Consider the following 19,698-nt stretch of genomic DNA (forward strand, 5'->3'; position numbering starts at 1 on the left):
TATCGCCGTCAGCATCACCGGACGTGCACGTTCGCGGCAGGTCTGCAGAATGGCCTCCTGCTTTTTCCAACCCTCGCGTCGCAGTCGGTCGTAGGTATCGATAAGAACGATGTTGTTGTTCACCACAACGCCCGCCAGCGCAATGACGCCGATACCGGACATGACGATGCCGAAAGGCTGTCCCGTGATGAGCAAACCGAGGAACACGCCGATGGTCGCCATCACCACGGTCATCAACACGAGAAGCACGCTGGTGAATTTGTTGAACTGGGCGAGCAGCACGACGAAGATCAGGAAGATTGCGGCGCCGAACGCTTTCGAGAGGAAGGCGCTGGCCTCCTCGCTTTCCTCGTTCGAGCCAGCCAGTTTCCAGCGTGTGGCGCCGAGGTCCATATCGGCAAGCGTCTGGGTAACCTCGGCCTGCACAGCCGACACCTGGTAGCCGCTTGCCACATTGGCGCTCACGACGATGGTGCGCTGGCCGTCGATGCGGTTCAGGATGCCCGTCGAACGTTCCGGTTCGCGGGACACGAAATTGGAGATCGGCACCGGTCCCTGGGCCGTCTGGACGCGCAATTGATCGAGTGTCGACAATGTGCGCCGGTCTTCCGGCAGCCGCAGGCGGATATCCACTGCGTCGTCGACGCCGGCGGGCCGATATTCCGAAAGTTTGAGACCGTTGGTCACGAGCTGGACCACGGTACCGACGGAGATGGGACTGATCCCGTATTGCGCCGCTTTCGCCCGGTTGACCTTGATCGCCCAGTCGATGCCGGGCGGTGGCAAGCCATCGGCAATGTCGATGACCCCGGGCACGTTGCCGATGGCCCGCGCGACATTCGCAGCCTGGCCGTTCAGGTCGGTCGGGTCGGCGGCCGACAGGCGGATCTGGATCGGTTGGCCAGTCGGCGGGCCGCCTTCGGGAACCCGAACCTCGATCTCGACGCCCGGCGTGCCGGCAAGTTTCCGCCGCAGATCGTCGAGGATCTTGCTGGCCGGTTCGCGTTCGCGCCAATCGATGAATTCGTACTGGATGACGCCGATCACGTCCTCGTCGATATCCTGGCCGCCACCGCGGGTCTTGCCAACGCGTGTGTAAACGGACTCGATGCCGGGCCAGTTGAGAAGCGTTTCCTCGGCAGGTTTTGTGAGCCGGTCCATTTCTTCCAGCGAGAGATTGCCGCGCGCATGGACATACATCAAACCGTATTCGGGTTCGACCTCGGGGAAAAACTCGACGCCCGCACCATACTGGGAATAGGCGTAGATGATCCCGCCAAGAAGCCCAACGGTCAGGAGCAGAACGGTTTTGGGGAAGCGAATGGCGTGCTTCACCAGTCCCATATACCAGCCGTCCGGTTTCTGCTCTTCCTCCACATGCGCCTTGGCGAAGATGGCGCCGAGCGTGGGTGTGAAGATGAGCGCGTAGATCATCGAGGCGCTCAGGGTCACGATCAGCGTGATCGGCAGGTACTTCATGAACTCGCCGACGATACCGGGCCAGAAGAGAAGCGGCGAGAAGGCGGCGATACGGGTCATGGTTGCCGCGATCACCGGACCGGCCATGCGCTTTGCGGCCAGTTCGAAGGCCTGCGCCTTCTCCATACCCTCGGTCATGCGACGTTCGGCAAATTCCGTCACGATGATGGCATCGTCGACCAGCATGCCGACCGCCAGGATGAGGCTGAACAGCACCACCATGTTGACGGTGAAGCCGCCGAGCGAGAGGGCATAGATGCCCATCAGGAATGAAGCCGGGACGGCAAGGCCGATCAGCAGCGATGCGCGACCCGACAGGGTGTAGAGAACGACGATGAAGACGAGGATCACGGCAATCAGCACGTGATTCTGAAGATCGCTCAGCATGTCGCGGATCATCACCGACTTGTCCTGGCTGTAGGACACTGTGATGTCGCCGTCGGTGGCTTGCTCGAACGCGGTGGCGGCCGCCTTCACCGCATCCACCGTCTCCACCAGATTGGCACCGACGCGCTTCTTCACCTCGATCGCGATCGCGTTTCGGCCATTCAGGCGGGTAATCGTCTCGGCGTCCTTGAAGGTTGAACGGATCGACGCGAGATCGCGGGCTCGCACCACAGCATCCGGACTGGAGACAATCGGCAGATTGGCCACGTCTTCGACCGTTTCGATCAGCGAGGGCACCTTGACGGCATAACGTCCGGCCTGGCCTTCCAGCGAGCCGGCGGCAACCAGGCTGTTGGATGCGCCGACGCCCTCGATCATCTGATCGAGTTGCAGGCCATAGGACGACAGCTTCATCGGATCGATGAGAACCTCGACCAGCTCATCTCTGGAGCCCTGGAGCGTGCCTTCGAGAACACCGGGGATCTCTTCGACCCGGTCCCTGAGCTCGCGCGCAGCGGTGGACAGAACGCGCTCCGGCACATTGCCGGCGAGCGTCACGACCAGGATCGGGAATTCCGAGATGTTCACCTCGTGCACGGAGGGTTCCTCGGCGCCTTGCGGCAGTTCGCGCCGTGCATCGGCAACCTTGGCGCGCACATCCTCGATGGCGTTGGAGAAATCGTAACCCGCCTGGAATTCGACGAGCACGAAACCGCCGCCCTGATAGGCCGAGGATCGCATCTCCTTGACGCCTTCGAGGCTCTTCAGCCGCGTCTCGATTGGGCGCAGCAGGAGCCGTTCCGAATCCTCGGGCGAAATGCCCTGATAGGTGAGGCTGACATAGATGATCGGGATCGGAACGTCCGGCTCGGCCTCCTTCGGAATGCTGACATAAGCCAGCGCACCGGCAATCACGAAGAAGAGCAGGATGGATAAGGTCAGTCTGGCGTTGTGAATTGCGATACGGACGATGTCCATCGGGCAGGTCCTGTCTTGTCCCGTCAGCGCACCGCCATCGTTCTCCTGAGAATGGAGGCGCTCAGTTTCGTTGTCTTGCAGCCTCCTGGGCGAAAGATCTTCGCCTTTTCAAGCTGCCTCAGCGGCTGGTCATCTCGGAGGCGAGAACGCCGGCCAGTTCCTGAATAAGCTTCTGGTCCGCCATCTCGGCCTTCACCGCATCGCCTTCGGTCACCAGATCCTGGCCGGAAACGATCACGCGGGCATCGGCGGGGATGCCGGCGAGAAAGAGCGCGCGCGGGGTGTCGTCGACCAGATCGATGGGAAAGAAGACGACCTCGCTGTCGCCATTGACGGCGCGCACGCCGAGTTCGCCATCCTCGTTCAGCGTCACCACCGAGCGGGGCAGTGCCACAGCTTCCACCGGTTCGGCATGGATGCTGATTTCCGCGGTCATGCCGGCGGGTATGTTGCCCTCCGGATTGGGGATCGCCACTTCCACGCGGAAGGTGCGGGTCTGTTCGGACGCCTCGCGGCTGACGAAGCGGACCTTGCCCTTCACGGTGGAGCCGTTGACAAGCCGCACTTCCGCTTCGTCCCCCGTGTCGACGGCGCCGAGGTCGTGTTCGCTGACCTCGCCAACCGCGACGACCGGGTCGAGCTTGATCAGTGTGGCGACTTCCTGAGCCTGCATGGCCGACGAGCCGAGTTCAACGTCGACCTTGTCGATGATTCCCTTGAATGGCGCGCGTACGGTGACGCGGGCGAGGTCGGCTTCGGCCGCCTCGAGCTGCGATCGCGCGGTGGCGAGCGCCGAACGCGCGCTGTCGAGTTGCAGCCGCGCCAGGTTGCCGGATTTGGCAAGGCGGTCGGCCGCCTCGGACTCGGCTTGCCTCTGGGCCAGCACCTGCCGTGCGGTCTCCACGGCGGCTTCCTTGCCCTCGGTCTCAAGTCTCAGGACCAGATCGCCGGCCTCGACACGGTCACCCTTGGAAACGGGCAGTTCCGCGACCACGCCGCCGGCCCGCAGGGCCAGGGCCGAACGCTTGTCCGCTGCGGTTTTTCCGGAAACATGGATGGTGCGTGAATGATCGATGCGCGGAGGTGTGGCAACGGTAACCGTTTGCGCTTCGGCCTGCTTGTTCTCGGGCCGTTGCGCAACGGTCTGCGCCTCTTCGCTGGCACTGCCGACCGAAGAAAACTCTCCGGTGGCGATCCAGGCGGTTGTCGCGACGAGAACGGCGATCGCGGCAAGTTTATGCAACCTTATCTTCGGCATGTCATTTTCCGATGCGATAGAGCCCGCCCGTCGATAAAGGACTGGCGCGATATGGGTACTGTTCGCGCAGAATTCAATTCACACAGGCGCAAAAGCTGAAAGCCCGTACCTCGCGACAAAAGCACGCTCCTATATCGCAAGCGCAGGCTTTACAAAAGCCAGACGGCTATCGCTCCTGACATCAACGAACGTTGGCTCGGAGCCAAACCGCAAACGCACAGAAACGGCCTTTGCACGCGGGTCGCGCGAAAGTTGCGACATATTGACAAAATTCGTTATTTTGTCAATCGTAAAAGAAAAGAAAGTGCACGCAATGAATCTGATCGCCCGATGTACCGATGATCCGAAGCGAGAGCGTATCCTCGATGGCGCCATGAAGGTTTTTCTGGCCTACGGTTTTGCGCGGACGACGATGGACGACATAGCCCGGTCCGCGGATGTCTCGCGACCGGCGCTTTACCTTCAGTTTCGCAACAAGGCCGATATTTTCCGGGCTATCGGAGCGTGTGTTCTCGCGCAATCGGTCGATGGGGCGCGGCGGGGATTGCAGGTCGAGGGCACCTTCGGCGAACGCATGATGACGGCACTCGACCGCGCATTGTTCGGCTTGATCGAGACCATCGACCAGTCCGCGCATGGGCAGGAAATCCTCGATATGGAGAACAAGCTTGCCGCCGATATTATAGCCGGTTGGCGCGACGAACTGACGGCCGTCGTGGAGGCGGCGGTGGCTGAGGAGGCCGCGCGAACAGGGGCAGAGCTGGAAGCGCAGGGACTTTCCGCGCGCGGGCTTGCGGAGATTTTGCTGGATGGCCTGGAAGGCATGCGCATGCGCGGTCTTTGCGGCAAGCCTGCAATCGAAGGCGCGCGCCGGCTCGTGCGTGTTCTCGAGATCTCGATGGCCGCCGCGCAGCCGAGCCGCCGATAGACGTTTGGGCGACCTTACTGAGCCGTCCAGCCGCCGTCCATGGGCAACGCCGTGCCCGTGACCTGGGCGGCATGATCGGAACACAGGAAGACGACCAGGCCACCCAGTTCCTCGATGGTAACGAATTCGCGCGTCGGCTGTTTGGCCAGCATCACCTCCCGCACAACCGTATCGCGGTCCATGTCGTGCACCTTCATCTGATCGGGAATTTGCGCTTCGATGAGCGGTGTGAGCACATAGCCGGGACAGATGGCGTTGCAGGTTATGCCGGTTTCCGCGAGTTCCAGCGCCACGGTCTTGGTAAGCCCGACGACGCCGTGCTTGGCTGCCACATAGGCGGATTTGAAGGGCGAGGCGCGCAGCCCGTGTGCGGAGGCGATGTTGACGATGCGCCCACCCTCGGCTCTTTTCATATGCGGTATGGCAGCGGCGATGGTGTGGAAGGATGACGAAAGATTGATCGCCAGGATCGCATTCCACTTCTCGACCGGAAAATCCTCGACCGGCGCGACATGCTGAATGCCGGCATTGTTCACGAGAATGTCGATCCCGTCGAAATGCGATGCCGCCTGTTCGACGAGATTGCGGCAGGCCGACGGGTCCGACATGTCGGCGCTGATATAGATTGCCGCAACGCCATGCTCCTCCGCGATGCGCTCGGCAAGGGCGCGGTCTTCGGCGTTGTCGGTAAACGAGTTCAATGCGATATTGCAGCCGATGCCGGCCAGCGCCTCGGCCACGCCAAGGCCGATGCCGGAGGTCGAGCCGGTTATTACCGCCGTCCGGCTTTTGTCGCTCGGTCCGTCCCGCATGGCTTGGCCTCTTGTCCCATTTGGCGTAATGCTGCGTTGCAGCAAAGCGGCGGATGCGGCGCCTGTCAAGCGAGCCTGTCGCTTCAAATGCGCTTCAGCGCCATTGACATTCCGGCCGGTCTCGGCCACCTCAAACCCGATACGGCTGAAAACGGGACAGTTCCCCCATGACCGGAACATTCACGGCCAGCAAATCTGTGAGCGGCTATTTCTCCTCGCCATTCCCGCGGCGTGATGCGGTGGGCGTTGCGGTCGGCAATGTGATTGTCGGCGGGGATGCCCCTGTCGTCGTCCAGTCGATGACGAACACGGACACGGCCGATGTGGACCGCACGGTCGCACAGGTGGCCGCTCTTCATCTTGCGGGCTCCGAACTTGTGCGCATCACCGTCGATCGCGACGAGGCCGCCGCCGCTGTTCCGCGCATCCGTGAGCGGCTGGAGCGCATCGGCATTTTCGTGCCGATCGTCGGCGACTTCCATTATATCGGCCACAAGCTTCTCGCCGACCATCCGGCCTGTGCGGAAGCGTTGGCGAAATACCGTATCAATCCTGGCAATGTCGGCTTCAAGGACAAGAAGGACAAGCAGTTCGCCGCGATCATCGAGACGGCAATCAAGCATGACAAGCCCGTGCGCATCGGCGTTAACTGGGGGTCGCTCGATCAGGAGCTTCTGACCCGCCTGATGGACGAGAACCAGAACAAGGGTTCGCCCATGACGGCGCAGGAAGTGACGCGCGAAGCCATCGTGCAGTCGGCGCTTCTTTCGGCCGAACTTGCCGAGGAAATCGGTCTTGGCCGGGATCGCATCATCCTCTCGGCAAAGGTCAGCCAGGTGCAGGACCTTGTCGCGGTCTATACCGAGCTTGCGCGGCGCTCCAACCATTCGCTGCACCTGGGCCTGACCGAAGCGGGCATGGGCACCAAGGGCATCGTCGCCTCGTCGGCGGCAATGGGTATTCTGCTTCAGCAGGGCATTGGCGACACGATCCGCATTTCGCTCACGCCGGAGCCCGGCGGCGACCGTACGCGCGAGGTGCAGGTGGCGCAGGAGCTGCTGCAGACCATGGGTTTCCGCCAGTTTCTGCCGGTGGTCGCGGCATGTCCGGGCTGTGGGCGCACCACCTCGACCGTGTTCCAGGAGCTCGCCCAGAAGATCGAGGGCGACCTGCGCAAGAACATGCCGGTGTGGCGCAAGAAGTATCCCGGTGTCGAAAGCCTGAAGGTCGCCGTGATGGGCTGCATCGTCAATGGGCCGGGCGAATCCAAGCATGCCGATATCGGCATCTCGCTGCCCGGCACGGGGGAAACCCCGGCCGCGCCCGTCTTCATCGACGGCAAGAAAGCCGCCACACTGCGTGGCGGGGACATCGCTGCCGAGTTCGAAAAGATGGTTGGCGACTATATCGAGAAGCGTTTCGGCTCCCGACAGGCCGCCGAGTAGTTTTCCCGCTCCTTCTGACAGCAGGTTTTGCGTTCACCGGATCGCGGTCGAACGTGGAAGGCCGCGTGCGGTGCGTGTCGTTGCGCGGCGTATGCGATAACGCGCATTTCCTGCGCTACCCTTTCTCGCTCGACTTCGGGTGCCAAATGTATCTTTACATCAAGATAAAAAAGAGATATCTTTATGGCAAGATACTTTCCGAAGGCACCGACCGGGTGCTTTCGTGCCGACTTTGAAAAGTCTGAAGGGAGAGATTGTCATGTATCAGCTTATTCGCCGTTCCGAGCAGACGCCGAGCCCGAAAGGCACCGTCACTTTCGAAGGCGAGCCCTATGGCGGCGAGGTGTCGATGTTCATCATGGACAGCCCGCCCGGACACGCGACGGGTCTGCACAAGCATCCCTATTCGGAAACCTGGGTTCTACGCTCGGGCGAAGCCGAATTCACGGTGAACGGGGAGACCACGCGGGCGCATGCGGGCGACATTATCGTTGTCCCGGCGCAAACCCCGCATCGCTTCGCCAATGTGGGCGCCGAGCGTCTCGACATGGTCTGCATTCACGCGTCGGGGCGGATCATGCAGGACGATCTCTAGATCCCGAGCTTACAGGTCCCACCTGAAGACCTGCCTCAAATTCGGGACTAGGGTGGGCATTGTCCTACCCTGTTCGTCTCAGGCCGTCGCGGAGAACTGTTCCCCATCGTTTCGCCAATGGGCGATCTTGTCGGCCAGTTTCTGCGGCGAGATCGGTTTGGGCAGATAATCGTCCATACCGGCATCAAGGCATTTCTCGCGATCGCCCTTGAGCGCATGCGCGGTGATGCCGATGATCGGCGTGTGCTCGCCGGTAATGGCTTCCAGCTCGCGGATCGCCGCCGTCGCCTCGTAGCCGTTCATCTCCGGCATCGAAATGTCCATCAGGATCAGTTTCGGTTTCAGCGCCCGATGCATTTCTGCAGCGGTCTTGCCGTTACCGGCAATACGGTATTTGAGGCCGAGCTCATCCAGCACCTGACTGAAGACGAGCTGGTTCACTTCGTTGTCTTCCGCCACGAGCACGTCCAATGTGCCTTTTGCGTTGCGTGCACTCGAAAGGCCGCGCTCTATGGGGGTCGATGCGTGAATCTGGATGGGCTTTACCAGACGCGGCGTTTCAGCCCGGGCGCCGTCCGGCATCGCGCGGCTGACCTGCATGAGCGAGACGAGTGTCTCCAAAAGCATGGACGAACGGGTGGGTTTGTTGAGATGCGCCGCAATTCCGCATTCGTTCATCAAGCGGCTCGTCTCCGTCTGATCGACCGAGGTCAGCAACAGCAGCGGTATGTCGGCGAGCGCCGCATCGGCCTTGATCATCTTGGCAACGTCGGCCCCGTTCATGTCGGGCATCTGATAGTCGAGGATCACGCAATCCACCCGCGCGTCGAGTTGCGCGGAACGCTTCAGGAAGGCCAGGCCCACGGCTCCGCTTTCGGCGGCCGCGCATTCGAAACCCCAGCTTTTCAACTGTTCCTGCAGGATTTCGCGATTGATCGGATTGTCGTCGATCACGAAGACACGCGCGCCGGAAACGTCGACGGGAGCAGTCGCCGGTCGCGCATTGGCCTTGTCGACGGCGAACGGAACCGTGAAGGCGAAGGTGGAACCCTTGGCCACTTCGCTGGTGGCCTCGATCGTGCCACCCATCAGCTCGACAAGCCGTGCCGCGATGGCGAGCCCGAGGCCGGTGCCTTCGTGGCGACGGGTGGATGACGAATCGACCTGCGCAAACTTGTCGAAAACGGCATCGAGCTTGTCCTGGGGAATGCCGATGCCGGTGTCCTCGATGCGGATCGCCACCCGGGCGGCATCGCCGTCGATCTGACCCGAAACGTCGATCAACACATGACCGCGCTCGGTGAACTTGACCGCATTGCCCACAAGATTGGTGACGACCTGGCGAAAACGACCGACGTCGCCGATGAACGAGGGCGGCAATTCCGGATCGACACGGACGATGAGTTCGAGATCCTTTTCCGCAACGCGCGACGACACGAGTGCCGCCACGTCCTCGATGGCTTCGCCAAGCCGGAACGGCGCTTCGTCGAGCTTGAGCTGGCCTGCGTCGATCTTCGAAAAGTCGAGAATATCATTGATGATGGTGAGAAGCGCGGTGCCTGATTTGACGATCACGTCAACGAACATCGCCTGACGCTGATCGAGATTCGTCCGGGCGAGCAATTCCGCCATGCCCATCACCCCGTTCATGGGTGTACGGATTTCATGGCTCATATTGGCCAGAAACTCCGATTTGGTCCGGTCGGCGGACTGAGCCTTAATCTTCTCGGCGGCCAGTGAAATATTGGCGCTGTGCAAGTCCTGATGCGCATTGGAGATGCGCTTGATCATTGGCACGAAGATGCGCAATGCGAGCATCAGGCTTGCCGCGACCATCGCCACCGCCACGCCAAAGAGACCCCATTGCAACGTTCCGTGGCTGTCGAGCATCTCCGCGCTGAGAGAATCGGAAATTTGCTTGAGCTCAGGGCGCACCTGCGTGTTGGCGAGCGTCTGCAATTGTTTGAAGAGGCGGCGTGCCGTCGCGTTCTGGTAATCGGTGAACACTTCAAGCCTGTTCGCCAGCGAAATGATGTCGCGAATTTGCGTGCGTAGCGCTGTCGCTCCGTTTTCACCAAGCCAGATGCGCCGCACCGAGGCGGGGACGGGATAACCCGTTATGTCCGTGGCGACCGATGCGGTTTGCCGGGTCTGGGTGGCACCTGCCTGTTGCTGGCTGAGGCGCTGGCTTTCCAGCGTGGTGACTTCTCCGCTGGTGGCGAATTCCAGCGACTGATAAGCATCGTTGAGTTGTGTCAGCGCCAGTTCAAGCTCGTCGTGACTCGGTTTCGCCTGGGATGCATCGCCCCGGGAAAGCAGTTCGGCCTGCTCCAGCCGCAGCGCGTTATGAATCACGTCGTTGGTGGCATCTGCCATATGGCTGATGAAGGCGCCAAAACGCACGTGATTCTTGGTGGTTTGCGTCTGCCAAAGCAGAAAGCCGGTTCCCGTTGCGACAGCGACGACGAACCCGATCAGAAGCACGACCAAGCGCGCGCGCATATACTGCTGTGTACCTACAGTAGGCATTACTCTTCCCAAGACATCCCCGTTTTCGTAAGAATTGAGCATCTGGATTAATGCCCGATTAACGCTAAAAGAATGCGTTTCTACAGGTCTGGAATCGGGAAAGTCGGGGCCGCTTCAGTAAAAACCGCCGCAGCGAAACATGACGGGCGGACGTGCTGCCCGGCAAGAAGAATTTCGGCGAATCGGGTTGGTCTTATTTCTGCCGGTCGGCCACGAAACGGGCGGCCTGACGCAGCGTTTCGGCACGCTCGCCGAACGGCTCGAGAATGTCTCCGGCCTGTGCGACAAGTCCGTCGAGCTGACGGCGTGTCCAGTCGATGCCGTTCAGACTTGCGAGCGTCGCCTTGCCGGCAGCCGCGTCTTTCCCGGTCGCCTTGCCCATCGCTTCGCTGCTGGCCGTCAGATCGAGCAAATCGTCTGCGAGCTGGAAGGCGAGGCCGATGGCGGCTCCGAACTCGCCGAGCCGCTCGATGTCCGCCGGCTGGGCGTTACCGATCACGGCTCCGGCCTCGCAGGCAAAGCGGATGAGGGCACCCGTCTTCATGGCTTGCAGACGCAGAATGTCTTCTTCGTCGAGGTTGCCACCCTCGGCGGCGAGGTCCAGTGCCTGTCCGCCTGCCATGCCTCCGATGCCGGCAGCGCGTGCGAGCTTGTTGACGAGCGCGAGCTTTGCCTCGGCGGGCAACGCCGTTTCCACCGCACTCACAATGTCGAATGCATAGGTAAGCAGGCCGTCGCCGGCGAGAATCGCCGCCGCTTCGTCAAACGCCCGGTGTACGGTTGGCTTTCCGCGGCGCAAATCGTCATCGTCCATCGCCGGAAGGTCGTCATGGACGAGGGAGTAACAATGCACGCATTCCAAGGCGGCGGCCACGCGCAGTGCCGCCGTGTCGTCGCTTGCGTCGAAGAGCGCCGCCGTTTCGAGCACGAGAAAGGGGCGCAGTCGTTTGCCACCGTTCAGCACACCGTGGCGCATGGCCTTGAGCAGGCGCTCCGGTCGATAAAGCTCGCCCTCCAGCGGCCGCCCGTCGAGCAGTTTCCGCAGCGTGTTCTCCACGAGCTCCGCGCTGGCGGCAAGTTTTACGTCAAACGGAAGTGTCGTCGTTTCGTCCATGGCGGGAGCGATGCCGTCAAAGGGCGCCGGGGTCAAGTCCGATTATTGACGCCATTGCACCGGAAGCCGCCGACCGCTATGCGAAAGGCTGGCGTTTGAGGTGCAACGTCACATTTGGGGAATGAATTTAACATTCGATACCTGCGTGATGTCGGCCTCGAGATCGAATGTCGAACTCGAAAATTCTGCTGGTGGCATGCGCCCGGCAGTGGTTCTCTGGTGGTCGGCATTTGCTTTCGTGGCCGATACAAGTCGAATGCGAATATCGAAAACGAACCGTCAGGGGGACAGGATTGAGCGGCCCGACAGTCGATCCCGAGAAAAGGATGTCGGCCAGAGGCGGCCGGCGTCGCGGCCGCAGGGGCGGCACAAGGGCTCGCAGCGGCCGGGGCTGGCTGGGGTGGATTTTTCGCCGCCTCGTCTTCGCTTTGGTTGTGCTGGCGCTGATTCCGGTCGCGCTGACGCTTCTTTATCGCGCGCCGGTGGTGCATCCGGTTTCGACCCTGATGCTGCGGGATCTGGCGACATTCACGGGTTATGATCGCAGATGGAGATCGCTCGATGAGATGGGCGCCCTGATCCAGTATTCCGTGGTGATGTCGGAGGATGGCCAGTTCTGCGCCCATGAAGGGATCGACTGGGCGGCGCTGAACCTCGTCATCAGCGACGCGTTGTCCGGCGAAAGGGCGCGTGGCGCCTCCACCATTCCCATGCAGACGGTGAAGAACCTCTATCTGTGGCAGGGGCGCTCCTTCGTGCGCAAGGGACTGGAACTGCCGCTTGCTGTCTATCTCGACCTGCTTCTTTCAAAACGGCGGATCCTGGAGATCTATCTCAACATCGCCGAGTGGGGGCCGAACATTTATGGCGCAGAGGCTGCCGCACAGCATTATTTCGGCCGATCGGCCGCCGAGCTCACACGCCGCCAGGCCGCGCTTCTGACGGTCGCGCTCCCCAACCCTCTCGAACGCAATCCCGCCAAACCGTCGCGCGGGCTGAACAGGCTGGCCGCAAACATCGAGCAGCGAGCCCGCCGAGCGGGCGGTTACGTTGGGTGTCTGGGACCTTGATCGCCGGAATTCTCCAAAAAATGCGCCACGCCCCACTGGCCAAAACCAGTTTAGAGGTGTATAGGCACGCCGACTTCCAATTCCCGGCCGAGATGCTGGGCCCTGGATCAAGGGGCCGCAACGGCCTTTGACCGATTAGCGGAGCAGGACAATGGCTGTACCAAAAAGGAAAACGACGCCTTCGAAGCGCGGCATGCGCCGTTCGGCCGACGCCATCAAGGCGCCGACCTATGTCGAAGACAAGAACTCGGGCGAGCTGCGTCGTCCGCACCACATCGACCTGAAGACCGGCATGTACCGTGGCCGTCAGGTTCTGGAGCCGAAGGACGCATAAGCGCCTTTCTGGCACGGATTTCTGGAAAGACCGGCCAATGGCCGGTCTTTTATTTTGCGCTATCGGTTTTTGCCTGCGCCAGTTTCTGTACCGCGCGAAGGACCGCAAGCGCTTCTTCGGCCATGTTCTCGGGCACGAAGATATGGTCGTGGTGGAATGCCGCGATGACGTTGCAGGGAATGTCTTCGTTCGCCAGCGCCGTGGCCACCGCAGCGGTAAGCCCCACGCCGTCGAGCGCGGAATAGATCTCCAGAACGATCCGGCGCATCGGCATCCGCGTGTCGAAACCCAACGCTTCGGCGCGTGCCAGGTGAAGCACAAGCGTCGTGCCTTCCGCCTCCGCGAAGAAGCCCGTGGCTCCCTCGAAAAGCGCTTTCGCAAGTCTCGGCTCCACGTTGCAGAAGACGTAGGCGCCTTCGCTCAGAACCGGCTTCATGCCGGCCAGCATGGCTTGCGTTTCACGAACGGGAGAGGGCATGTCTCGACTTGCGTTAAGGATGGGCTGTCTTCGTGTGTGACTTAAACGGCTCAGGTCCCGCCCATCGAATCGATCTTGCGCTGCATGGCGGCGATCTGCTCACGTAATTCCTTGAGATCATCGGAGCGCGGCGCATCTTCGCCCGCGCCGTCTTCGGCGGCGGCATTCTGGCCGGCGCCGGGAGGCGTCGGTGCGAACATGCGCATGGCGTTCTGAAACATCTCGATGTTGCGGCGCGTCTGTTCCTCGACCATCTTCATCGGTGCCGACATGCCCATCATGTCCATGGAAGATGTGCCGAACGCCTTGTTCATCTGCTCGCGCATGCGCTCCTGCTCCTTGGAGAAGGCCATCATCGACTGCTCGAGAAAGCTTGGCACGACCATCTGCATCTGGTCGCCGTAAAAGGCGATGAGCTGGCGCAGGAATGATACAGGCAGCATATTCTGGCCATTGCGGTCGTTCTCCAGCTCGAAAATGATCTGGGTTAGAACCGTATGCGTGATCTCTTCTCCCGACTTGGCGTCCTGAACGATGAAGTTCTCGTCGCGCTTCACCATTTCAGCGAGGTCTTCCAGCGTCACATAGGTGCTGGTGCCCGTGTTGTAGAGGCGGCGATTGGCATATTTCTTGATGACGATCGGGTCGTCCTTGGCTGGCATTACTGACCTCCCCGTAGCACGGTTGTCTGTGGCCTCGCGCCCGGCCGTCTCTTGCGTCGACCTGGAAAGCGGTGCCCTGGATTCAAGGACTAAGGGCTTTGCAAGGCGCTGTCGCGCCCTTCCGCCACCCTGCTTGCCGGGGCCGTCGTCGCGTGCCCCCGCATCTGCCTTGGGCAGGATATGCGCAAAATCCCATGGAATGAAAGCGGTTTTCGCAGTGGCGAAGACACGGGCGCTCCGTTCGGCGGCGCGCAAGGCTTGCTGCGCTGCACACATCCGTTTGACTTGCCCCTGATTAGCCGCGACAAATGAGAACAAGCTCAGCCCGTCATAAGGGCTGCACATTTGCACGTGTATGCCATTTCTCAAGGGAGAGACTTCCATGTCATCAGCCGAAGCCATTGTCGTCGCCAGTGCCGCCCGCACTCCGGTCGGCTCTTTCAACGGATCGTTCGCCACGGTGCCAGCGCATGAACTGGGCGCCACCGCCATTCGTGAGGCGCTTTCGCGGTCCGCGGTGGCACCGGAAGAGGTGGACGAGGTGATTCTCGGCCAGGTGCTGACTGCCGGCCAGGGCCAGAATCCTGCGCGCCAGGCATCGATCGCGGCCGGGCTGCCGAAGGAAACGACCGCCTGGGTGCTCAACCAGGTTTGCGGTTCGGGCCTGCGCACCATTGCCATCGGCATGCAGCAGATCGCCACCGGCGATGCCGATATCATCGTCGCCGGCGGGCAGGAATCCATGACGCTCTCGCCTCACTGCGCCTATCTCCGCGCCGGTGTGAAGATGGGCGACTATTCCATGATCGACACGATGATCCGCGACGGTCTGTGGGATGCTTTCAACGGCTATCACATGGGTATCACGGCGGAGAATGTGGCGCGCCAGTTTCAGATCACGCGTGACGAGCAGGACGCCTTTGCGCTCGCCTCGCAGAACAAGGCCGAAGCCGCGCAGACGGCCGGACGTTTCAAGGACGAGATCGTTCCTGTGACGGTGAAGAGCCGCAAGAGCGAGACGGTCGTCTCCGATGACGAGTATATCCGTCATGGCGCGACGCTCGAGGGAATGCAGAAATTGCGCCCGGCCTTCGACAAGGAAGGCACGGTCACGGCGGCCAACGCGTCCGGCATCAATGACGGCGCGGCCGCGGTTGTGCTCATGCGCGAGAGCGAGGCGGAGCGTCGCGGCCTGACGCCGCTTGCGCGCATCGCGTCCTGGGCCACGGCCGGCGTCGACCCGGCAGTCATGGGAACGGGGCCGATTCCGGCGTCACGCCGCGCGCTGAAAAAGGCCGGCTGGAAGGCCGAGGACCTCGATCTCGTCGAAGCCAACGAGGCCTTCGCCGCCCAGGCCTGCGCGGTCAACAAGGATATGGGCTGGAATCCGGATGTCGTGAACGTCAATGGCGGGGCGATCGCCATCGGCCATCCGATTGGCGCCTCGGGCACCCGCATCTTCAACACGCTGGTCTTCGAGATGCGCCGCCGTGACGCCAGGAAGGGGCTGGCAACGCTTTGCATCGGCGGCGGAATGGGCGTCGCCATGTGCGTGGAAGCATTGTAGTCTGATTGCCGGCGCGCGGTTTCCAGCCGCCCGTCGGCCGCATTATCGCTCAGGCAAAATAGGGCGAAGGCGGCGGGGAACCTTCATCTTGGAGAGGCGATCTGCATGAAAACGGCACTTGTTACCGGCGGAACCCGCGGCATCGGCGCGGCGATAGCGACAGCTTTGAACGAGGCGGGTTATCGTGTCGCAGCCAATTATGCAGGCAATGACGAGGCGGCGGCGCGATTTACGCAGGAAACCGGCATCGCCACCTACAAATGGTCGATTGCCGATTACGACGCCTGCGCGGAAGGGGTGGCGAAGGTGGAGGCCGATCTCGGCCCGGTCGACATTCTGATCAACAATGCCGGCATCACGCTGGACGTGATGTTTCACAAGATGACGCCTGAAGACTGGCGCGCCGTGGTGGACGTGAACCTGAACGGTGTCTTCAACATGACCCATCAGGTTTTTTCCGGCATGCGTTCGCGCAGGTTCGGCCGCATCGTGAGCATCTCCTCGATCAACGGTCAGAAGGGTCAGATGGGGCAGACCAATTACTCGGCCGCCAAGGCAGGAGAGATCGGCTTTACCAAGGCGCTGGCCCAGGAGGGCGCGCGCTTCAATGTGACGGTGAACGCGGTCTGTCCGGGCTATATCGCCACAGATATGGTGATGGCCGTGCCGGAAGCGGTGCGTGAGAAAATCATCGCTCAGATTCCGGTCGGGCGTCTGGGAGAGGCCTCGGAAATCGCGCGTTCGGTGCTGTTCCTGGCGTCCGACGATGCGGGCTTCGTGACAGGCTCGACCCTTACCGTCAATGGCGGGCAATACTTCGTCTGATAAAAAACGACGCCCTGCCGCGGGGTGTTTCCGGTGCGCTGTGGATCGATCGCAGTGTCCCGGACCGTTAAAATCTGTATCAATTTGAAGCAACTTCGTTAACGCTGCTTTCATGCCCGTCGTCGCGGGATGTGGATAAGCGGTGGACCGTCTGTCGATATCCGGTGGAAAACACCAGATGTAGCGGTGAACGTACCGGGAACGTTCCGGTATCGCTGATTCGTCGCCGATTCGTTCCGGGTTTGGTCGAAGTGTTAATGCAGCACCGGTGGAGATCCCGTGCCGGTGTTAACGGTTTTTCAAAAAACATTAATAAAATCCTGCACTTGTTTGAATGCGCGGTCAGCCGGTGTTTCACGCTCGGCTAAATCTTAACGCGCAGTTCCCATTCCGGGCTTTCTGGAAAGAGGGCGATTCAGCATATGGGACCGCTTACGCAGCGTCATACGATATGTTGGGGTGAACAAACCAAGAAAGTTCTCGAGTCAGCGATTCGTCGCCGATTCGTTCCAGACTCGTTCCAAACCTTAACGAGCGCGTGGAAACGGGAGCGATATTGGCAGTCTTTGTCGGCGGAATGACAGTCTTGCCTTGGAATGGGGATGCAAAGCGTGCTAACCCGTGTGCTCGCCTTTTGACGCTGAGGTAGACGGCTTTCCGGGCCCAATGAATTTCCAAAATCAGAACGCCAAGCCGCGAGTGCTGTCTGGTCGCGATGTGACGGCCATCCTCGGGCCCACCAATACGGGCAAGACGCATCTGGCCATCGAGCGCATGGTCGCGCATTCGAGCGGTGTGATCGGTCTGCCCCTGCGCCTTCTGGCGCGCGAGGTTTATTCGCGGGTCGTTTCCAGGGTGGGCGAGCAGAACGTGGCGCTGGTCACCGGCGAGGAGAAGATCTCCCCGCCAGGCGCGCGCTATTCGGTGTGCACGGTCGAGGCGATGCCGCGCGAGACCGATGCCGCCTTTGTGGCCATCGACGAAGTGCAGCTCGCCGCAGATCTGGAACGCGGCCACATCTTCACGGATCGAATTTTGCACCTGCGCGGCCGCGAGGAAACGCTGCTGCTGGGCGCGGGCACCATGCGCGGCATTCTGGAGAAACTTCTGCCAGGCCTGTCGGTGATCACCCGACCGCGCATGTCGGTGCTCACCTATGCGGGGTCGCGCAAGATCACACGTCTGCCGCGTCGCTCGGCCATCGTGGCGTTTTCCTCCGACGAGGTCTATGCCATTGGCGAGCTGATCCGGCGCCAGCGCGGCGGCGTTGCGGTGGTGCTCGGTGCGCTGAGCCCGCGCACCCGCAATGCGCAAGTGGCGCTCTACCAGTCCGGCGACGTGGACTATCTGGTGGCGACCGATGCCATCGGCATGGGTCTGAACCTGGATGTCGATCATGTCGCCTTCGCCCAGAACCGCAAATTCGACGGTTTCCAGTATCGCGATCTCAACCCGGCGGAACTGGGGCAGATTGCCGGCCGTGCCGGCCGTCACGTGCGCGATGGCACGTTTGGCGTTACCGGCCAGGTCGATCCCCTGGCCGATGAGCTGGTGCATCGCATTGAGGCGCATGAGTTCGATCCGGTGAAGGTGCTGCAATGGCGCTCCGCCTCGTTCGATTTCTCCAGCGTCGATGCGCTTAAGGCATCGCTCGATGCGACACCGCCCGTCGAGGGGCTGACCCGCGCCCTGCCGGCCGCCGACGCCAGGGTGCTCGAATTCCTGTCGCGCGACGAGGATGTTCGGGCGCTGGCCGGAGGCCGGGAGCGCGTTGCGCTCTTGTGGGACGCCTGCGTGCTGCCGGACTACCGGCGCATCGCACCGGCCCAGCACGCGGAAATTGTTGGTGCAGTCTTTTCCGATCTGGCGCGGATGGGCCATGTCGATGAGGATTATATGGGCGAGCAGGTTGAGCGCGCCTCGTCCACCGAGGGGGACATCGACACGCTGTCGCAACGGATTGCGCAGATTCGCACATGGACATTTGTGTCGCACCGGCCCGGTTGGCTGGCCGATGCGACACACTGGCAAGAAAAAACACGAGAGATTGAGGACAGTTTGTCCGATGCGTTGCATGAGCGATTGACGAAACGCTTTGTGGACCGCAGGACTTCCGTGCTCATGAAGCGCCTGAGAGAGAATGCAATGCCGGAAGCAGAAATCAGCCCAGTTGGCGAAGTCCTTGTCGAGGGGCATCACGTTGGTGAGATGCTAGGATTCCGTTTCACCGCCGACCGCTCTGCGGAAGGTGAGGATGCGCGCGCCGTCAAGGCGGCGGCCCAGAAAGCGCTTGCCGCTGAGTTCGAAACGCGTGCGGAGCGTTTTGCGGCTTCCGGAAATGGCGATCTGGCGCTGGATTCCGACGGTTTTCTGCGCTGGCTCGGCCAGCCGATAGCGACGCTTGTTGCCGGCGAGGATGCGTTGAAGCCACGCGTGGTGCTGTTGGCCGACGAACAGCTCACCGGACCGGCACGCGACAAGGTTGCCGCCCGTGCCGAACGCTTCGTGAACTTCCAGATCGAATCGCTTCTCAAGCCGCTCGTCGACCTGCGCGATACGGAAAGCCTTTCAGGCATGGCGCGGGGCATAGCGTTTCAGATCGCGGAGAATTTCGGCGTTCTGAACCGCCGCACCGTGGCCGAGGATGTGCGCGCGCTCGATCAGGATGCCCGTGCCTCTCTGCGCCGCCTCGGCGTGCGCTTCGGGGCCTATCACCTTTTTGTGCCGGCGCTCATCAAGCCTGCGCCGGCGGGCCTTCTTACCCTGCTCTGGGCACTCAGGAACGATGCCAAGGACAAGCCGGGCTATGGCGAGGTGGTCAATGCGCTTGCTGCCGGACGCACGTCGATCGTGTCCGATCCGGCTTTCGAAAAAGCCTTTTACGGCCTTGCCGGCTATCGCAATTTGGGACGTCGTGCCGTGCGTGTCGATATTCTGGAGCGACTTGCCGATTTGATCCGGCCGGCACTTTCCTGGAAGCCGGGAACCGGGACGCGTCCGGACGGCGGCTATGACGGCGGGGCCTTCGTGGTCACGCCGGCGATGATGTCCATTCTTGGTGCGACGGCCGACGATATGGAGGCGATTCTCAAGGGGCTCGGCTATCGTGGAGAGCCCAAACCGGCCGAAGAGGTGGCCGCGCATCTGAAGGCGCTCGACGCGGCGGTTTCCGAGAAAGAAGAGACGGCGCAGAAGGTCGGGGAGGCCGCCGATGCGCAGCCTGCGGAGGCAGAGACC

The 19,698-nt window shown here is 61.6% G+C and carries 15 protein-coding genes; 8 read left to right on the forward strand and 7 right to left on the reverse strand.

From position 1 onward, the window contains the following. Both QZ638_RS14635 and QZ638_RS14640 read right to left on the reverse strand, forming a co-directional pair. Positions 1-2,844, reverse strand: a 2,844-nt coding sequence (locus tag QZ638_RS14635; protein ID WP_295811887.1) for an efflux RND transporter permease subunit, incomplete at its 3' end; no start/stop codon positions are given. A 118-nt stretch (positions 2,845-2,962) separates the two neighbouring features. Further along, on the reverse strand, positions 2,963-4,102 hold the full coding sequence (locus QZ638_RS14640; protein WP_295811889.1) for an efflux RND transporter periplasmic adaptor subunit: 1,140 nt from the start codon (positions 4,100-4,102) through the stop codon (positions 2,963-2,965). Between the two features lie 313 nt (positions 4,103-4,415). On the opposite strand from QZ638_RS14640, the gene QZ638_RS14645 reads away from it, so the two are divergent. Then, a complete protein-coding gene (locus tag QZ638_RS14645) occupies positions 4,416-5,030 on the forward strand; it encodes a TetR/AcrR family transcriptional regulator (RefSeq protein WP_295811891.1) in 615 nt (204 codons plus the stop codon). 14 nt (positions 5,031-5,044) lie between these two features. On the opposite strand, the gene QZ638_RS14650 is transcribed toward QZ638_RS14645, so the two are convergent. Then, positions 5,045-5,842, reverse strand: coding sequence for a 3-hydroxybutyrate dehydrogenase (locus tag QZ638_RS14650; RefSeq protein ID WP_295811893.1), 798 nt, complete (start codon positions 5,840-5,842; stop codon positions 5,045-5,047). Positions 5,843-6,009: 167 nt separating this feature from the next. On the opposite strand from QZ638_RS14650, the gene ispG reads away from it, so the two are divergent. Both ispG and QZ638_RS14660 read left to right on the forward strand, forming a co-directional pair. Then, positions 6,010-7,287, forward strand: coding sequence for a flavodoxin-dependent (E)-4-hydroxy-3-methylbut-2-enyl-diphosphate synthase (gene ispG, locus QZ638_RS14655; RefSeq protein WP_295811895.1), 1,278 nt, complete (start codon positions 6,010-6,012; stop codon positions 7,285-7,287). Positions 7,288-7,546: 259 nt separating this feature from the next. Then, complete coding sequence (locus QZ638_RS14660) at positions 7,547-7,882, forward strand: cupin domain-containing protein (RefSeq protein ID WP_295811898.1); 336 nt, start codon at positions 7,547-7,549, stop codon at positions 7,880-7,882. Positions 7,883-7,960: 78 nt separating this feature from the next. Here the strand turns inward: QZ638_RS14660 and QZ638_RS14665 are convergent, their stop codons facing one another. Beyond that, complete coding sequence (locus QZ638_RS14665; RefSeq protein WP_295811900.1) at positions 7,961-10,411, reverse strand: response regulator; 2,451 nt, start codon at positions 10,409-10,411, stop codon at positions 7,961-7,963. A gap of 193 nt (positions 10,412-10,604) precedes the next feature. Beyond that, positions 10,605-11,525 carry a polyprenyl synthetase family protein gene (locus QZ638_RS14670; RefSeq protein ID WP_295811902.1) on the reverse strand — a complete coding sequence of 307 codons (921 nt, stop codon included), beginning with the start codon at positions 11,523-11,525 and terminating at the stop codon, positions 10,605-10,607. Positions 11,526-11,818: 293 nt separating this feature from the next. Between QZ638_RS14670 and mtgA the strand changes: the two genes are divergently transcribed. After that, the gene (mtgA, locus tag QZ638_RS14675; RefSeq protein ID WP_295811906.1) at positions 11,819-12,595 is read left to right on the forward strand and encodes a monofunctional biosynthetic peptidoglycan transglycosylase; all 777 of its coding nucleotides are present in this window, start codon (positions 11,819-11,821) and stop codon (positions 12,593-12,595) included. Positions 12,596-12,746: 151 nt separating this feature from the next. Further along, positions 12,747-12,929: a 50S ribosomal protein L32 gene (gene rpmF / locus QZ638_RS14680; protein WP_007007560.1), complete on the forward strand. Its 183-nt coding sequence runs from the start codon at positions 12,747-12,749 to the stop codon at positions 12,927-12,929. Between the two features lie 49 nt (positions 12,930-12,978). Here rpmF and QZ638_RS14685 read toward each other — a convergent pair whose 3' ends face one another. Continuing rightward, the gene (locus tag QZ638_RS14685; protein ID WP_295811911.1) at positions 12,979-13,407 is read right to left on the reverse strand and encodes an ACT domain-containing protein; all 429 of its coding nucleotides are present in this window, start codon (positions 13,405-13,407) and stop codon (positions 12,979-12,981) included. Positions 13,408-13,457: 50 nt separating this feature from the next. Continuing rightward, positions 13,458-14,069: a polyhydroxyalkanoate synthesis repressor PhaR gene (gene phaR, locus QZ638_RS14690; RefSeq protein WP_295811915.1), complete on the reverse strand. Its 612-nt coding sequence runs from the start codon at positions 14,067-14,069 to the stop codon at positions 13,458-13,460. 382 nt (positions 14,070-14,451) lie between these two features. On the opposite strand from phaR, the gene QZ638_RS14695 reads away from it, so the two are divergent. The 3 genes from QZ638_RS14695 to QZ638_RS14705 all read left to right on the forward strand — a co-directional run. Continuing rightward, positions 14,452-15,636 (forward strand): acetyl-CoA C-acetyltransferase, encoded by a 1,185-nt coding sequence (locus QZ638_RS14695; RefSeq protein WP_295811917.1) that lies wholly within the window; start codon positions 14,452-14,454, stop codon positions 15,634-15,636. Positions 15,637-15,741: 105 nt separating this feature from the next. Beyond that, the gene (gene phbB / locus QZ638_RS14700; protein WP_295811919.1) at positions 15,742-16,461 is read left to right on the forward strand and encodes an acetoacetyl-CoA reductase; all 720 of its coding nucleotides are present in this window, start codon (positions 15,742-15,744) and stop codon (positions 16,459-16,461) included. Positions 16,462-17,127: 666 nt separating this feature from the next. After that, the coding region (locus QZ638_RS14705) for a helicase-related protein (protein ID WP_295811920.1) at positions 17,128-19,698 on the forward strand (2,571 nt) is incomplete at its 3' end.

The organism is uncultured Nitratireductor sp. (assembly GCF_913053745.1).
Classification (GTDB): Bacteria; Pseudomonadota; Alphaproteobacteria; order Rhizobiales; family Rhizobiaceae; genus Nitratireductor.

Excerpts from the sequence above, each read along its gene's own strand:
- QZ638_RS14660 (WP_295811898.1), top strand. The coding sequence starts at position 7,547 with ATGTATCAGCTTATTCGCCGTTCCGAGCAGACGCCGAGCCCGAAAGGC.
- QZ638_RS14695 (WP_295811917.1), top strand. The coding sequence starts at position 14,452 with ATGTCATCAGCCGAAGCCATTGTCGTCGCCAGTGCCGCCCGCACTCCG.
- phbB (WP_295811919.1), top strand. The coding sequence starts at position 15,742 with ATGAAAACGGCACTTGTTACCGGCGGAACCCGCGGCATCGGCGCGGCG.
- ispG (WP_295811895.1), top strand. The coding sequence starts at position 6,010 with ATGACCGGAACATTCACGGCCAGCAAATCTGTGAGCGGCTATTTCTCC.
- QZ638_RS14645 (WP_295811891.1), top strand. The coding sequence starts at position 4,416 with ATGAATCTGATCGCCCGATGTACCGATGATCCGAAGCGAGAGCGTATC.
- QZ638_RS14670 (WP_295811902.1), bottom strand. The coding sequence starts at position 11,525 with ATGGACGAAACGACGACACTTCCGTTTGACGTAAAACTTGCCGCCAGC.
- QZ638_RS14685 (WP_295811911.1), bottom strand. The coding sequence starts at position 13,407 with ATGCCCTCTCCCGTTCGTGAAACGCAAGCCATGCTGGCCGGCATGAAG.
- QZ638_RS14640 (WP_295811889.1), bottom strand. The coding sequence starts at position 4,102 with ATGCCGAAGATAAGGTTGCATAAACTTGCCGCGATCGCCGTTCTCGTC.
- rpmF (WP_007007560.1), top strand. The coding sequence starts at position 12,747 with ATGGCTGTACCAAAAAGGAAAACGACGCCTTCGAAGCGCGGCATGCGC.
- phaR (WP_295811915.1), bottom strand. The coding sequence starts at position 14,069 with ATGCCAGCCAAGGACGACCCGATCGTCATCAAGAAATATGCCAATCGC.
- QZ638_RS14650 (WP_295811893.1), bottom strand. The coding sequence starts at position 5,842 with ATGCGGGACGGACCGAGCGACAAAAGCCGGACGGCGGTAATAACCGGC.
- QZ638_RS14665 (WP_295811900.1), bottom strand. The coding sequence starts at position 10,411 with ATGCCTACTGTAGGTACACAGCAGTATATGCGCGCGCGCTTGGTCGTG.